Source organism: Nocardia asteroides, from assembly GCF_021183625.1.
Lineage (GTDB): Bacteria > Actinomycetota > Actinomycetes > Mycobacteriales > Mycobacteriaceae > Nocardia > Nocardia asteroides_A.
In genome coordinates, this window is record NZ_CP089214.1 from 5,298,707 (window position 1) to 5,314,697 (window position 15,991).

At 73.4% G+C, this 15,991-nt stretch carries 10 protein-coding genes; 5 read left to right on the forward strand and 5 right to left on the reverse strand.

The window, feature by feature from the left end; all coding sequences use genetic code 11:
- Nucleotides 1–143: 143 nt before the first annotated feature.
- Together LTT61_RS24630 and LTT61_RS24635 are read left to right on the forward strand one after the other, a co-directional pair.
- Complete coding sequence (locus LTT61_RS24630) at nt 144–9,494, forward strand: type I polyketide synthase (RefSeq protein WP_269821796.1); 9,351 nt, start codon at nt 144–146, stop codon at nt 9,492–9,494.
- Between the two features lie 11 nt (nt 9,495–9,505).
- Nucleotides 9,506–9,943, forward strand: coding sequence for a holo-ACP synthase (locus LTT61_RS24635; RefSeq protein WP_233016419.1), 438 nt, complete (start codon nt 9,506–9,508; stop codon nt 9,941–9,943).
- Nucleotides 9,944–9,995: 52 nt separating this feature from the next.
- Here the strand turns inward: LTT61_RS24635 and LTT61_RS24640 are convergent, their stop codons facing one another.
- Nucleotides 9,996–10,628, reverse strand: coding sequence for a TetR/AcrR family transcriptional regulator (locus LTT61_RS24640; protein WP_233016420.1), 633 nt, complete (start codon nt 10,626–10,628; stop codon nt 9,996–9,998).
- Nucleotides 10,629–10,921: 293 nt separating this feature from the next.
- On the opposite strand from LTT61_RS24640, the gene LTT61_RS24645 reads away from it, so the two are divergent.
- Nucleotides 10,922–12,226 (forward strand): hypothetical protein, encoded by a 1,305-nt coding sequence (locus tag LTT61_RS24645; protein WP_233016421.1) that lies wholly within the window; start codon nt 10,922–10,924, stop codon nt 12,224–12,226.
- Nucleotides 12,227–12,228: 2 nt separating this feature from the next.
- Here the strand turns inward: LTT61_RS24645 and LTT61_RS24650 are convergent, their stop codons facing one another.
- The gene (locus LTT61_RS24650; RefSeq protein WP_233016422.1) at nt 12,229–13,008 is read right to left on the reverse strand and encodes an ABC transporter permease; all 780 of its coding nucleotides are present in this window, start codon (nt 13,006–13,008) and stop codon (nt 12,229–12,231) included.
- Between the two features lie 23 nt (nt 13,009–13,031).
- On the reverse strand, nt 13,032–13,979 hold the full coding sequence (locus LTT61_RS24655; RefSeq protein ID WP_233016423.1) for an ATP-binding cassette domain-containing protein: 948 nt from the start codon (nt 13,977–13,979) through the stop codon (nt 13,032–13,034).
- A gap of 92 nt (nt 13,980–14,071) precedes the next feature.
- On the opposite strand from LTT61_RS24655, the gene LTT61_RS24660 reads away from it, so the two are divergent.
- Complete coding sequence (locus tag LTT61_RS24660) at nt 14,072–14,791, forward strand: TetR/AcrR family transcriptional regulator (protein ID WP_233016424.1); 720 nt, start codon at nt 14,072–14,074, stop codon at nt 14,789–14,791.
- A gap of 9 nt (nt 14,792–14,800) precedes the next feature.
- Here LTT61_RS24660 and bcp read toward each other — a convergent pair whose 3' ends face one another.
- The gene (gene bcp, locus LTT61_RS24665; RefSeq protein ID WP_233016425.1) at nt 14,801–15,271 is read right to left on the reverse strand and encodes a thioredoxin-dependent thiol peroxidase; all 471 of its coding nucleotides are present in this window, start codon (nt 15,269–15,271) and stop codon (nt 14,801–14,803) included.
- A 120-nt stretch (nt 15,272–15,391) separates the two neighbouring features.
- Here bcp and LTT61_RS24670 point away from each other — a divergent pair, with 120 nt between their 5' ends.
- Complete coding sequence (locus tag LTT61_RS24670; protein WP_067654418.1) at nt 15,392–15,613, forward strand: DUF3618 domain-containing protein; 222 nt, start codon at nt 15,392–15,394, stop codon at nt 15,611–15,613.
- A gap of 61 nt (nt 15,614–15,674) precedes the next feature.
- On the opposite strand, the gene LTT61_RS24675 is transcribed toward LTT61_RS24670, so the two are convergent.
- The gene (locus tag LTT61_RS24675; RefSeq protein ID WP_067654420.1) at nt 15,675–15,968 is read right to left on the reverse strand and encodes an excalibur calcium-binding domain-containing protein; all 294 of its coding nucleotides are present in this window, start codon (nt 15,966–15,968) and stop codon (nt 15,675–15,677) included.
- Nucleotides 15,969–15,991 lie beyond the last annotated feature (23 nt).

Below are 15,991 nucleotides of genomic sequence, written 5' to 3' on the forward strand. Positions count from 1 at the left end.
GGCGCGCCGGAAGAGGAACGTGAGGTTTTCCTCATGATTCTCTGGCATCCTCGCAATTACCAGGCCCTGGACAGGGGAGACCCCTGCGCACCGGAGCGGAGCGTCCCCCCGGGCTACCTCGCGAGAGTAGGAAGTCGAGCGTCTTGACGATCAACGAGAACACTGAGACCGGGACCGGATCGCGCCGCAAGGCGGGACGGTCCCCCGAGGTGGAGGCGTCCCGGTCGCCCTTGCTGGATCGTTTGTCGAACGGCACCGCGTACGCGCTGGCGTTCGGCGGGCAGGGCGCGAAGTGGCTGGGCGAGCTGGAGGAGATCGAACGGGACAGCGCGCTGGAGCCGGAGCTCACCGCCCTGGTGAACGAGGCCGCCGCGCTGCTGGAGCCGGTCGCGAACCAGCTGCTCGTGGTGCGGCCGGTCGGCTTCGACCCGATCGGCTGGATCCTGGAGAACGAACTCGCCGAAGGGGACGACGCCGAGAGCTCGGCCGCGCCGTCGGAGCGCGTGCTGCGCTCCGCCGCGGTCTCGATGCCCGGCGTGCTGCTCACCCAGCTGGCCGCGCTGCGCGCACTCAAGCTGCAGGGGCTCGATGTCGTCGAGCACCCGCCGGTCCGGATGGTCGGGCACTCGCAGGGCGTGCTCGCCGCTGCCGCGCTGCGCGACGGCGGGCGCCGGGATGCCGAGCTGCTCGCGTTCGGGCAGATGATCGGCGCGGCGGCGAGCCTGGTCGGGCGGCGCCGCGGGCTGATGCCGGTCGGTGAGCAGTCGCCGATGGTCGCGGTCTCCAATGTCGATCCGGAGCAGCTGCGGGCTGTTGTCGCGGAGGTGTCCGCCGGGGTCGATCCCGCGGTCGCGGCGGTGGTCTCGATCCGCAACGGGCGCAGGCGCGCGGTGCTCTCCGGCACCCCGGCGCAGATCGCGCGGGTTCGGCAGCGCTGCACCGAGATCCACGACGAGCAGAGCGCCGAGCGGGACGCCAAGGCGCGCGGCGGCTCGGTCTTCGCGCCGGTCTTCGAGGACCTCGCGGTCGATGTCGCCTTCCACCACCCGGCGCTGACCGACACGGTCGACCTGGTCTCCGGCTGGGCGCGGCAGTGCGGGCTCGACGCCGAGCTGGCCGGTGCGCTGGCGCAGGAGATCCTGGTCGACCCGATCGACTGGGTCGGCACGGTGGACGACGTGGTCGCGGCAGGCGCCGAGTGGATTCTCGACCTCGGCCCCGGCGATCTGCTCTCCCGGCTCACCGCGGGCACGCTCAGGGGCACCGGCGTCGGCGTGGTCGCCGCCGCCACCCGCGAGGGCCAGCGCAGCCTGCTCACCCCGGGCGCGGCGCCGCAGGTGCCCGCGCCGTGGTCGGAGTTCGCGCCGAAGCCGGTGCGGCTGCCGAACGGCCGGATCGTGGTCGAGACCTCCTTCACCCGGCTCACCGGGCGCTCCCCGATCCTGCTCGCCGGCATGACGCCGACCACGGTCGACGCCAAGATCGTCGCCGCGGCGGCCAACGCGGGCCACTGGGCCGAGCTGGCCGGTGGCGGCCAGGTGACCGAGCAGATCTTCGCCGATCGCGTCGAGGAGCTGCAGACGCTGCTGCAGCCGGGCCGCGCGGTCCAGTTCAACTCGCTCTTCCTCGACCCCTACCTGTGGAAGCTGCAGCTGGGCGGGAAGCGGCTGGTGCAGAAGGCGCGGGCGGCGGGCGCGCCGATCGACGGCGTCATCGTCACCGCGGGCATCCCCGAGCTGGAGGAGGCCGTCGCGCTGATCTCCGAGCTCACCGAGGCCGGGATCCACCACGTCGCCTTCAAGCCGGGCACCGTTGCGCAGATCCGCGCGGTGCTCCGGATCGCCGACCAGGTCCCCGGCTACCCGGTGATCGTGCACATCGAGGGCGGCCGGGCCGGCGGGCACCACTCCTGGGAAGACCTGGACGACCTGCTGCTCGCCACCTACGCCGAGCTGCGCACCCGCGACAACGTCGTGGTCTGCGTCGGCGGCGGCATCGGCACGCCGGAGCGCGCCACCGAGTACCTCACCGGCCGCTGGTCCGCGGCGCACGGCTACCCGGTCATGCCGCTGGACGGCGTGCTGGTCGGCACCGCCGCGATGGCCACGCTGGAGGCGACCACCGCCCCCGAGGTCAAGCAGCTGCTCGTCGACACCCCCGGCACGCCGGACTGGGTCGGCGCTGGCACCGCGATCAACGGAATGGCCTCCGGCCGTTCGCAGCTCGGCGCCGACATCCACGAGATCGACAACGCCGCCTCGCGCACCGGCCGCCTGCTGGACGAGGTCGCGGGCGACGCCGCCGCCGTCGCCGCGCGCCGGGACGAGATCATCGCCGCGCTGAACGCCACCGCCAAGCCGTACTTCGGCGACGTCGCCACCATGACCTACCTGGACTGGCTGGAGCGCTACGTCGAGCTGGCCGTCGGGCTGGACCGGCGCCGCGACTTCGACTGCGGCTCCGACCTGGGCGACGCCATCCGCGAGGCCACCCGCTCGCAGTGGCTCGACAGCACCTGGCGGGATCGCTTCGCCGAGATGATCCGGCGCGCCGAGGCGCGGCTGCACCCGGCCGACCGCGGCGAGATCCCGACCCTCTTCGGCTCGGACCGGGAGCTCGAGGACCCGGTCGGCGCCATCTGCACGCTGCGGGAGCGCTACCCGGCCGCCGCGGAGACGCTGCTGCACCCGGCCGACGTCCCGTTCTTCGTCTCGCTCTGCAAGATCCCCGGCAAGCCGGTGAACTTCGTCCCCGTCGTCGACGGCGACGTCCGGCGCTGGTGGCGTTCGGACTCGCTGTGGCAGGCGCACGACCTGCGCTACTCGGCGGACCAGGTCTGCATCATCCCGGGCACCGTCGCGGTCGCCGGGATCACCCGGGTCGACGAGCCGGTCGGCGAGCTGCTCGACCGCTTCGAGCAGGACACCGCGTACTCGCTGGTGCGCGACGGCGTCGTCCCCGCCGCGGTGGACGCCAGGCGGGTCGCCGGCGTCACCGCGGGCCCGATCGACGCCGTGCTGGCCGCGCCGGACGTGCGCTGGTCCGGCCGCACCACGGTCAACCCGGTGCACCGCCTCGGCGACCTGGACGGCTGGGTGGTCGACGGCAAGGGCGCCGTGCACCCGGCCACCGGCGCCACCCTGGCCGAGACCACCGGCCCGGACGCCGAGAACAGCTACGTCGAGCTGACCGTTCCGCTGCTCGGCCGGGACACCGTCAGCATCCGGATCACCGTCCCGGTCACCGTCTACAACGGCGGCGCCCCGGTGATCACCGAGGCCGATGCCGAGACCGCCATGAGCGCGCTGCTCGCGGTGGCCGCCGGGCAGTCGCTGCCCGAGGTCAGGGGCTCGGTCGCGCACGTGAACGTGGCCTGGACGCCGGATCTCGGCGCCGATCACGCCGGCGTCAGCGGCGGCGGGCTGCCGGAATCGCTGAGCACGCTCGGCCGGGTCGTGCCGGACGTGCTGGTCGGCGCCTGCTGGCCCGCGGTCTTCGCGGTGCTCGGCGCGGCTCGCACCACCGCGGGCGGCAGCGTCATCGAGGGCATGCTCGACCTGGTGCACCTCGACCACCAGGTGCACCTGCTCGCCGAGCTGCCCGACGCCACCAGCGTGCTCACCGTGCGCGCCGAGGCGGGCGAGACCCTGGACACCGATCTCGGCCGCGTGGTCGAGGTCAAGGTGCGGATCACCGGCATGCTGGACCGGCCGGAGACCGGGCTCTCCATGCCCACCCTGGCCACGCTCACCGAGCGCTTCGCCATCCGCGGCCGCACCGGCGCCGGCGAGCTGACCGACCCGCCGCGGGCAGGCGGCTCGGTCTCCGACGACGCGCGCGAGACCGCGCGGCGCAGGCGCAGGGACGTCACCGTGCGCGCGCCGCACGCCATGCACGCCTTCGCCGCCGTCTCCGGCGACCACAACCCGATCCACACCAGCTCCTCGGCCGCCAAGCTGGCCGGGCTGGGCAGCCCGATCGTGCACGGCATGTGGCTCTCGGCCGCGGCCCAGCACGTGGTGGCCGCGCTCGACCCGGCGAGCGGCATCCCCGCCCGCACGGTGACCGCCTGGACCACTCGGTTTCTCGGCATGGTCCGCCCCGGCGCGGAGATCGACGTCCGCGTGGAGCGGGTCGCGATCGATGCGGGCGACGAGATCGTCGAGGTCTCCTGCCGCGCCGACGGCGACCTGGTGATGGCAGCGACCGGCCGCACCGCCGCGCCGAAGACCGCCTACGCCCTCCCGGGCCAGGGCATCCAGCGCAAGGGCATGGGCATGGAGGCGCGCACGCGCTCCAAGGCCGCCAAGGAGATCTGGGACCGCGCGGACAAGCACACCCGCAAGGCGCTCGGCTTCTCCATCCTCGCGGTGGTCCGCGACAACCCGACCTACCTCAAGGCCCGCGGCGTCGAGCACCGGCACCCGGACGGCGTGCTGCACCTGACCCAGTTCACCCAGGTCGCGATGGCCGTCGTGGGCGTGGTGCAGGTGGCCGAGCTGCGCGAGGCAGGCGCCTTCGTCGAGGGCGCCGTGCTGGCCGGGCACTCGGTCGGTGAGTACAACGCGCTCTGCGCGGTCGCCGGGGTGCTGCCGCTGGAGGCCACGCTCGAGGTGGTGTTCCAGCGCGGCTCCGCCATGCACCAGCTGGTCCCGCGGGATTCGCAGGGCCGCAGCGACTACCGGATGGCCGCCATCCGCCCCTCGCAGATCGACCTGCCGGACGAGGAGGTCATCGGCTTCGTCGCCGCGATCGCCGAGCGCACCGGCGCGTTCCTCGAGGTGGTCAACCTCAACCTGCGCGGCTCGCAGTACGCCATCGCGGGCACGCTGGCCGGGCTGGAGGCGCTGGAGACCGAGATCGACCGGCGCCGCGAGATCACCGGCGGCAAGCGCGCCTTCATCCTGGTGCCCGGCATCGACGTTCCCTTCCATTCGACGGTACTGCGCAAGGGCGTGCCGGAGTTCAGGCAGAAGCTGGAGCAGCTGCTCCCCGCCGACCTGCACCCGGAGATCCTGGTCGGGCGGTACATCCCGAACCTGGTGCCGCGGCCGTTCTCGCTGGAGCGCTCGTTCGTCCAGGAGATCGCCGACCTGGTTCCGTCGGAGCCGCTGGCCGAGGTGCTGACCGACTTCGACGGCTGGGCCGCGCGCCCGATCGAGCTCTGCCGCGTCGTCCTGGTCGAGCTGCTGGCCTGGCAGTTCGCCAGCCCGGTGCGCTGGATCGAGACCCAGGACGTGCTCTTCACCGACGCCGCGCACGGCGGCCTCGGGGTCGAGCGGTTCGTGGAGATCGGGCTGGCCGCCACCCCGACGGTGGCGAACCTGGCGAGCCAGACGCTCAAGCTCCCCGCCTTCGGCAACACCGCGGTCGAGGTGCTGAACATCGAGCGCGAGGCCGGCGTGGTCTTCGGCACCGACACCGACCCGGCCCCGGCCGACGAGCCGGTCGAGGAGGCCGCGGCAGCCACCGCGGCTCCCGCCGCTGCCGCCCCGGCCCCGGCCGCCGCGCCCGCGGCAGCCTCCGGCGGCCCGCGCCCGGACGACATCGCCTTCACCGCCGCCGACGCCACCAAGGTGCTCATCGCGCTCTGGACCAAGCTGCGGCTGGACCAGATCGGCCCGGTCGACACCATCGAGGGGCTCTGCGACGGCGTCTCCTCGCGCCGCAACCAGCTGCTGGTCGACCTCGGCTCGGAGCTCTCGCTCGGCGCCATCGACGGCGCCGCCGACGCCGACATGGGCGCGCTCTCGGCCACCGTCGAGCGGCTGGCGCGCACCTACAAGCCGTTCGGCACGGTGCTCTCCGACGCCATCAACGACCACCTGCGCAAGGTCTTCGGCCCGTCCGGCAAGCGCCCGGCCGCGGTCGCCGACCGGGTCACCAAGGTCTGGGAACTCGGCGACGGCTGGGCCAGCCACGTCACCGCCGAGCTCTCGCTCGGCACCCGCGAGGGCGCCAGCGTGCGCGGCGGCGACCTGGGCGGGCTGGTCTCCGGCGGGCTCGGTGACGGCTCCTCGGTGGACGCCGCGATCGACGCCGCCGTGCAGGCGGTCGCCGCTCGCCGCGGCATCGCGGTCTCGCTGCCGAGCGCTGGCGGCGGGGGCGGCGCGACCGTCGACGCCGCCGCGCTCGGTGAGTTCACCGCGCAGATCACCGGCAGGGACGGCGTGCTCGCCAGCGCCGCCCGCGTGGTGCTGGAGCAGCTCGGCCTCGCCGAGCAGGCCAGCGCCGCCGTCGCCACCCCGGACACCCTGGTCGACCTGGTCGCCGCCGAGCTCGGCTCGGACTGGCCGCGGCTCGTCGCCCCGGCCTTCGACAGCCGCAAGGCCGTGCTGCTCGACGACCGCTGGGCCAGCGCCCGCGAGGATCTGGCCCGGCTCTGGCTCGGCGCCGACGCCGACGCGGCCGAGCTGCCGGTCAACGGCTACCTCGGTGCGGGCGAAGCCGTCGCCACGCAGGCGAATTGGTGGCGGGACCGGGCCAAGCACGAGGCCCGCTCGGTGCTCGCGGGCGCCTACGAGCGGATCGCAACGGCGGCGCTGACCGCCGAGGAGCCGGGCGAGTGGTCCTCCGACGTCGCGGTGATCACCGGCGCCAGCAAGGGCTCGATCGCCGCCGCCGTCACCGGCAGGCTGCTCTCCGGCGGCGCGACCGTCGTCGTCACCACCTCGCGGCTGGACGACTCCAGGCTCGGCTTCTACAAGAAGCTGTACCGGGAGCACGCGCGCAGCGGCGCCGCGCTCTGGGTGGTGCCCGCCAACATGGCCTCCTACACCGATATCGACGCGGTGATCGACTGGGTCGGCGGCGAGCAGGTCGACTCGGCGGGCGGCGCCAAGGTGAAGATCAAGGACGCCATGACGCCGACCCTGCTGCTGCCGTTCGCGGCGCCGCGGGTGGCCGGTGACCTCTCCGACGCGGGCTCCCGCGCGGAGATGGAGATGCGAGTGCTGCTCTGGTCGGTGGAGCGGCTGATCGGCGGGCTCTCGGCGCTCAACGCCGACCACGACGTCGACGCCAAGCTGCACGTGGTGCTGCCGGGCTCGCCGAACCGCGGGCTCTTCGGCGGCGACGGCGCCTACGGCGAGTCCAAGGCGGCGCTGGACGCCGTCGTCGGCCGCTGGCGGGCGGAGAAGTCCTGGTCGCAGCGGGTCACCCTGGTGCACGCGCTGATCGGCTGGGTGCGCGGCACCGGACTGATGGGGCAGAACGACCCCATGGTCTCGGCGGTCGAGGCGGCAGGCGTGCAGACCTGGTCCACCGCGGAGATGGCCGACGAGCTGCTCAAGTGGTGCACCTCGCAGGCCAGGGCGATCACCGTCACCGCGCCGCAGCAGATCGACCTCACCGGCGGCCTGGCCGGTGTCGACCTCGACCTGCCCGCGCTCGCCAAGCAGGCGGCCGAGGAGGCCGCGGCGGCCGAGGAGCAGGTCGAGATCGTCCCGACGGTCGACGCGCTGCCCGCCCCGCCCACCCGCAGCTCCGCGCTGCCGGTGCCGGAGTGGAGCGCGGTCACGACCGACCTCGCCGACATGGTGGTCATCGTCGGCGCCGGCGAGCTGGGCCCGTACGGCTCGGCCCGCACCCGCTTCGAGATGGAGGTCTCCGACGAGCTCTCCGCCGCGGGCGTGCTGGAGCTCGCCTGGACCACCGGGCTCGTGACCTGGGAGAACGACCCCAAGCCGGGCTGGTACGACGTGGCGTCCGGCGACTTCGTCCCCGAGCACGAGGTGGCCGAGCGCTACCACGACGCCGTGGTCGAGCGCTGCGGCGTCCGCCGCTACGCCGACGACGCGGCCATGGTCGACAACAGCGCCCCGCTGATGACCTCGGTCTTCCTGGACAAGGATCTGACCTTCACGGTCGGCTCCGAGGCCGACGCCCGTGGCTTCGAGGCGGCGGCGCCGGAGCACACCGTCGTCGTCCCGGCCGGTGACGGCGGCGACTGGCAGGTGACCCGCAAGGCGGGCACCGAGATCCGGGTGCCGCGCAAGGCCAAGCTGTCCCGCACCGTCGGCGGCCAGATCCCGACCGGCTGGGATCCGACCGTCTGGGGCATCTCGGCGGACATGGCGTCCTCGATCGACCGGGTCGCGCTGTGGAACATCGCCTGCACCGTCGACGCCTTCGTCAGCTCCGGGTTCGACCCGGCCGAGCTGATGAGCTGGGTGCACCCCAGCCAGGTCGCCAACACCCAGGGCACCGGCATGGGCGGCATGTCGTCGATGCGCTCGCTCTACGTCGACAACCTGCTCGGCGAGCCGCGGCCGAACGACATCCTGCAGGAGGCGCTGCCGAACGTCGCGCTGGCGCACGTGGTGCAGTCCTACGTGGGCAGCTACGGCGCGATGGTGCACCCGGTGGCGGCCTGCGCCACCGCCGCGGTCTCGGTCGAGGAGGGCGTCGACAAGATCAAGCTCGGCAAGGCCGACGTGGTCGTCGCCGGTGGCTTCGACGACCTCGGCATCGAGGGCATCGTCGGCTTCGGCGACATGTCCGCGACCGCCGACTCCGCGGTGATGGCGGGCAAGGGCATCGCCGACCGGTACTTCTCCCGGGCCAACGACCGCCGCCGCGGCGGGTTCGTGGAGTCGCAGGGCGGCGGCACCGTGCTGCTTGCCCGCGGCGACGTGGCGCTGGAGATGGGGCTCCCGGTCCTCGGCGTGGTGGCCTACGCGCAGTCCTTCGCGGACGGCGTGCACACCTCGATCCCGGCGCCCGGGCTCGGCGCGCTCGGCGCGGGCCGGGGCGGGCGCGAGTCCAAGCTCGCGGCCGAGTTGCGCGGGCTCGGCGTCACCCCGGACGAGGTCGCGGTGGTCTCCAAGCACGACACCTCGACCGCGGCCAACGACCCGAACGAGTCGGAGCTGCACGAGCGGCTCGCCGCGGCGATCGGCCGGTCGGCGGGTGCCCCGCTCTTCGTGGTCTCGCAGAAGTCGCTGACCGGGCACGCCAAGGGCGGCGCCGCCGCCTTCCAGCTGATCGGGCTCTGCCAGGTGCTGGAGCAGGGCGTCGTGCCGCCGAACCGCAGCCTCGACTGCGTCGACGACAAGATGCGCGAGTACCCGCACCTGGTGTGGGTGCGCGAGGCGCTGCGGTTCGGCGAGCGGTTCCCGCTCAAGGCCGGGCTGGTCACCTCGCTCGGCTTCGGGCACGTCTCCGGGCTGCTCGCGGTGGTGCACCCGCAGGCGTTCGTGGCCGCGGTCCCGGCCGAGCGCAGGGACGACTACCTGCACCGCGCCGAGCAGCGCCGGCTCAACGGCAGGCAGCGCTTCGCCGAGGCGATGTGCGGCGGCTCCGACCTCTACGAGCGGCCGGCCGACCGGCGGCTCGGGGCGGACGGAACCCCGGCGTCGCGAATCCGTCAGCTCGAGGCCGACATGCTGCTCTCCGGGGATGCCCGTCTCGGTGCCGACGGCACGTACCGTGCCGACGGCAGGGGTTGCGAGACGGGCCGGTTCGCCCCGGCGTCCGAGACCGAGCGGTCATAGGTTCCCGGCCCATGGCAATCATCGGTATCGGGCTCGACCTGGTGACCATCTCGGAGTTCGGCGAGCAGCTGGAACGCGTGGGCACCACCATGCTCAGGGAGAGCTTCACCGCCGCGGAGCGGCGCTACTGCCAGAGCAAGGCGACGGATCCCACGCGCAGCTACGCGGCGCGGTGGGCGGCCAAGGAGGCCGTGCTCAAGGCATGGGCCTCCTCCCGGTTCGCCCGCCGCCCGCAGATCGGGGACAACCCGTACCCGCTGATCGAGGTGGTCAACGACGCGTGGGGCAGGCCGAGCATTCGCCTGCACGGCCTCGCCGCGGAGTTCCTGCCGCGGGTGCGCGTGCACCTCTCGCTCACCCACGACGGTGACACCGCGGCGGCGATGGTCGTCCTGGAAGACCCGGGCGAACTCGCCGACCTCATCGAGGGCAGGGAATCCTCGAGCTGAAACGAAACGGGGCCCGAGCCGCACTGCGGCTCGGGCCCCGTCGGTTTCGCCGCTAGGAGCGCGAATCCTTCTCGGCGACCAACAGATACGCCACCATGAGCCGCTTCAGCTCGGCGACCGCCTCGCCGTGGCTCTGCTGGTCCTGCACCGAGAAGTTGAGCATCGAATAGACCACGTGCACCAGCACCTGGGCCATGGTGGTGCGCCGCTCGCGCGGGGTGCGCGGGGTGAGCGGGCGCAGCATCTGCGCGACCACCTCGGCGAACTCCTTCTCGTGCTTGGCGCCGGTGGCCCGGGTGGACGGCGTTGACTGCATGGCGAGCCAGACCTCGCGGCGCGAGGGGTCGGTCATCCACAGATTCGCCAGGTGGTCGACGAACTGGTTCATGTGCCGCAGCCAGTCCAGCGAGGGGACGCCGCCGTGGAAATCGGCCAGCTCCCGGGAGACCGCGACCAGATCCTGCCGGTTCAGCTCGCAGACGATCACGTACTTGTTCGCGAAGAACTGGTAGAGGGTGCCGATCGGCACCTCCGCGCGGGCCGCGACCTCTTCACAGGTGAACGATTCGAAACCCACCTCGACCAGCAGTTCCCGCGAGGACTGGAGCAGCGCGTCGAACTTCCGTTTGCTGCGCTCCTGGGTCGGGCGGCGCCGCGGCATGAGCTCCTGCGGATCGTCCTGCATCTCCAACGCAGGGTCGGGCCGGCGTCTCGACCTGGCCTCCGCGTGTAGTTCCACCTGTCCAGGCTAACGTGACCACGGCGCTGCCCGGAACGGGCGTTTCCCCTCGTCTGTGACAGTTCACCCCCATCCGTCCCGCACGCCGTGCCGAACCACCGGTGTATCCGCGTGTCGGCGCCGTACCTGAGCCGATAACGGCGTCCCGCGCGCGATGATCGTTATCCACCAAGGGGCGGGATCGACCGGCGGCACGAGACCCTGCGGCGCCGGGGCCCCCGCGGGCAGGAGGCGTGGCTGTGGCGGCACGAGCGAGCGGCACGAGCGCGGCGCCGGTGGTGTTCGGGGTGAGTACCGAGCACGGCGCGGTGCACGCGGTGGCGCTGAGCGGGGCGGGGGAGCGGCTGCCGGAGCGGGTGCTCGCGCAGTGCACCGTCGCGATCGATGGCGACCGGCGCGCGGCACCGGCCGCCGTGATCGCCGCGCTGGACCGGCTCGCCGCCGAGCTGCGGCGGGAGCCCGCCGGGGTCGCGATCGCCTACCACGATCCCGCCGAGCGCCGCGCGCTCGGTATCGGGCTGGCCGCGGGCCGCTGGCGGGCCGCCTCGCTGGTCTCGACCAGGGCCGCGCACCTGAATGTGGCCGGTGCCATGACCTGGCTGGCCGAGTTCGACGACCTGCTGCTCTGCGACGTGGTGCCGGGGCACCTCACGCTGACCCTGGTGGATCGGGACCGCGGCCGGGTGCTGGCCGGGGTCACCCGGACCGGCGGGGTGACCAGCGACGCGCTCGGCGCCGCCGTCACCGCCGCCCGCGACCAGCTGGACGCCGCCGAGACCAGGCCGGACGCGGTGGTGCTGATCGGCTCCGCCGCCGCCGAGCCCGCCGTCGCGGAGGCCGTGCGGGCGCTCGGCGCCCCGGTGCTGCCCTGCACGGTGGCGGCCATCGCGCCCGCGCTCGGCGCCGCGCTGGCCGTCTGCGCCGAGCCGGGCGGGGTGGCGGAGCCGCCGGTGCCGCGGTCGCGCTCGATGCGCACCGCCGCACTGCTCGGCGCGGCCGCGCTGGCCGCGGGGTTCACCGTCGCGGGCGGGGCGTACCTGATGAGCGACGCGCGGCCGGTGCCTACTCCGCCGACGGCAGCTGCCGCCGCGCCGGTCGCCCCGGCCGCATCGGCTCACGTTCCGGCCGCGCTGCACCACATCGCGGCGGTCGGGGTGCTGGAGCGGGCGGAATCGGTGCCGCAGCGGCAGGCGGTCTGGAGCCCTGCGGTGGCGCAGAGCCGGACGTACGAGCCGCTTCCGCTGGTGCCCGCCGAGCTTGCGCCGGGACCGGCGCCCGCGCCCGCAGGCAGCCTCGCCTGCCCGCCGCCCGCCGGGGCGGTCACCGCAGCCGGCCCTTCGCCATCCGCCTGCGCTCCGGAACCCGCTGTGCCCGGCACGGGCGTGCCCGCCCCGGACGACCGGGTCGGCGCCCCGGACGCCGCGCTGCTCTTCCCCGGCGAAGCACCCGCCCCGGCCCCGTTCACCCCGGAGTCGGCCGCCTGGTGGGGCAACCACGTCCGGCTCACCGTCGCCTGGGCCACCCAGCAGCTGCTGCCCGGCTGAACTCACTCCCTGGTGCGCGCCCGGAACGCGGCCAGCGCGCCCACGTACCCCAGCACCGTGAACAGCGCGCACCAGCCGACCGCGAACAGCGCGCTCGACCCGATCGGGGTGCCGATGAGCAGCCCGCGCACGGTCTCGATCACCGGCGTCACCGGCTGGTGCTCGGCCACCGGCCGCAGCCAGCCCGGCATCGACCCGACCGGGACGAAGGCGCTGCTCACGTAGGGCAGGAAGAGGAACGCGAAGGTGGAGCCGTTCGCCGCCTCCACGCTGCGGGTGAGCAGCCCGAGCGCCGCCGAGATCCAGGAGAGTGCCAGCACGAACAGCGCGACCAGCCCGAGCGCGGCCAGCCAGCGCAGCGGATCGGCGCTCGGCCGGAACCCGATCAGCACCGCCAGCACGGTGACGATGGCGGTGGTCACCAGGTTGCGCAGCAGGCTCTCGGTGACGTGCGCGTTCAGGAAGGCCGAGCGCGCCACCGCCATGGTGCGGAAGCGGTCGACGATGCCCTCGGTGACGTCCGAGCAGACCGCGACCGCGGTGGTGGCCGAGCCGAACCCGGCGCACAGCAGCAGGATTCCCGGCACCACGTAGTCGACGTAGGTGCCGCCGCCCACCTCGATGGCGCCGCCGAGCACGTAGACGAACATGAGCAGGATCATCACCGGCACCGCGATGGTCATGATCAGGGCGTCCGGGCTGCGCAGCGAGTGCCGCAGGTTGCGGTCGAGCATGGTGCGGGTGTCCAGCAGTACCCGGACTCCGGCGGTGGGGGCGGTCATGGTGGCTCCTGTCGGCACGGTGGTCACGCGGCCTCGGCCGGGGCGGGGTGCCCGGTGAGCGCGAAGAAGACGTCGTCGAGATCGGGGGTGTGCACGGTCAGCCGCGCCACCTCGATGCCGAGCTCGGCGCAGCGGTTCAGCAGCGCGCGCACCTCGGCGGCGCTGCCGTCCGACGGCAGCTGCAGCAGCAGCTGCTCCGGCTCGGCGCGCCACCCGTCGGGCAGCGGGAGCGCGGCGCGGGCGGCGCCGAGCTCGTCGGCGGTGCCGAAGCGCAGCCGCAGGTGCCCGCCGGGCGCGCGCCGCTTGAGCTCGTCCGGGGTGCCGTCGGCGACGACGACGCCGTTGTCGAGCACCGCGATCCGGTCGGCGAGCTGATCGGCCTCCTCCAGGTACTGGGTGGTGAGGAAGACGGTGGCGCCGTCGGCGGCCAGCCCCTGGATCACCGCCCAGAGCTCCCGCCTGCTGCGCGGGTCGAGCCCGGTGGTCGGCTCGTCGAGGAAGACCATGCGCGGCCCGCCCATCAGGCTCATCGCCAGGTCGAGCCGGCGCCGCATGCCGCCGGAGAAGCCCGCGGTGCGCCGGTCCGCGGCTTCGGCGAGGTCGAAGCGATCGAGCAGCTCGGCCGAGCGGCGGGCCAGCTCGGGGCCGGGCAGGTGCAGCAGCCTGCCGGTGAGGCGCAGGTTCTCCCGCGCGGTGAGCACGCCGTCGACCGCGGAGTACTGCCCGGTGACGCCGATCAGCGCGCGTACCGCGTCGGCGTCGGTCACCACGTCGTGGCCGAAGACGCTGGCGCTGCCGCGGTCCGGCGCGGCCAGCGTCGCGAGGATCCGGACCAGGGTGGTCTTGCCCGCGCCGTTCGGCCCGAGCAGGGAGAAGACGGTGCCTGCGGCAACCTCGAGATCGAGGCCGCGCAGCACCGGTTGATCGCCGAAACCCTTGTGCAGGGCGGAGATCGAGAGCGCGGAGGTCATGATGGCTCCAGACTGAGAAACTGTGTATCGAATAAACCAAGTTTATAGAGTAAACAGTTCTTCGGCGCAAGAGCGGCGATCGAGGAGGTGTGGTGGAGAAGCGGGATCCGAGCAGCGCCCTGCGGCTGCTCTGGGGGATGGAGGCGGCGGGCACGCGCGGCCCCAAGCGCGGGCTCTCGCTGGAGGGCATCGTGGACGCGGCCATCGCGGTGGCCGACGCCGACGGCTACGCGGCGCTCTCGATGAAGCGGGTGGCGGAGGAGCTCGGCTTCACCGCCATGTCGCTCTACCGCTACGTGGATAGCAAGACGACGCTGGTCGAGCTGATGTCGGACCGGGTGATCGGGCTACCGCCCGACTCGGACCCCGCGCTCGGCTGGCGGGACGCGCTGCGACGGTGGGCGGTCAGCGAGTACGAGCTGATCATCCGGCACCCGTGGTGGCTGGAGATTCCCATGGTGACCCCGCCGCTCGGGCCGAACAACATGGCCTGGCTGAACTCCGGCCTGACGATCCTGGAGCGCACCGGCCTGCCCGCGGGGGTCCGGCTGCGGCTGGTGATGAACCTGACGCTCTTCGTGATCGGCCGGATGCGGCTGAGCGTGGAGCTCGGCCAGGCCGACACCGAAGACGACACCTTCGACGGCCTCTTCGCGACCATGGATCCGCGGCGCTTCCCCGCCGTGCTCGCCGCCGCCGCCGAAGGCGCCTTCTCCGACGACGAGATCGACTGGGCCCGCGCCGATTTCGAGTTCGGGCTGGACCGCACGCTGGACGGCTACGAGCACTTCATCCGCGGCCTGCGGCCCTGACCCGGAGCGTCAGACCGACAGATCGCGCCGCAGCTTGGCGACGTGCCCGGTGGCGCGCACGTTGTACTGCGCGACCTCGATCTTGCCCTCCGCGTCCACCAGGAAGGTCGAGCGGATCACGCCGGTGACGGTCTTGCCGTACATGGTCTTCTCGCCGAAGGCGCCGTACGCCTTCAGCACCGCGCGGTCCGGGTCGGAGAGCAGCGGGAAGGTGAGCTGTTCGGCGTCGCGGAACTTGGCCAGTTTGGCTGGCTTGTCCGGCGAGATGCCGACGACGGCGATCCCGGCGCCGTCCAGTTCGGCCAGGCTGTCCCGGAAGTCGCAGGCCTGCTTGGTGCAGCCGGGGGTGCTGGCGGCCGGGTAGAAGTACACGACGACCTTGCGGCCGCGGTAATCGGCCAGGGAGACGGTGTTGCCGTCGGCGTCGGGCAGGCTGAAATCGGGGGCCGGGTCGCCGGGGGAGAGTCGAGTGTCGGTCACGTCCAGCACGGTAACCGAACCGGCGGACAGGATGGCTACGGATACACTCGGGCGAGTTCGTCAGGGCCTGCCGGTCTGTGCGGGCCCGCGGGCACATCGACCGACAGGAGGCGTGGAGACGTGGCAAGGGACACCGAGCGGATCGAGCGTGACATCGAGGCCGCGCGCACGCGGCTGGCAGGCACGCTGGACGAGCTCGCGGTGCGGGCCGATCCGCAGCGGATCGCCGGCGACACCAAGAACCTGGTGCTGGCCAAGCTGAACGAGCCCAAGGTCAAGTACAGCCTGATCGGCGCGGGCGCCGTCGTGGTCGGCCTGGTGCTGGTCAAGCTCTTCCGCTGACCCGCTGGAAACGACGACACCCGGTGCCTGCGCACCGGGTGTCGTCGTCTCATCGGGTCGCTCAGACCGTCGGGCAGGCGAAGCCGTCGCCGTCCGGGTCCAGGTGCGGGCCGTAGCCCGGTTCCCCGCGGAACAGCGGCGCGCGCCCGGCGGCCTTGGCATCCTCGCAGTTGGCGAAGGCGCCGCCCGCGGAGCCGGTCTGGGTCAGACCGGCCGAGCCGGTGAGCCCGACCCCGGCGTCGATGGCGGAGGACCCGGTTCCGGCGGAACCGGTGGGCACGGCATGGGCGGCCGGAGCCGCGAGGAGCGTGAGCCCCGCGGCGGCAGCGCTGACGGTGAGCCGGCGAACGTTCATGTATTCCTCTGTGGTGTGCTGCG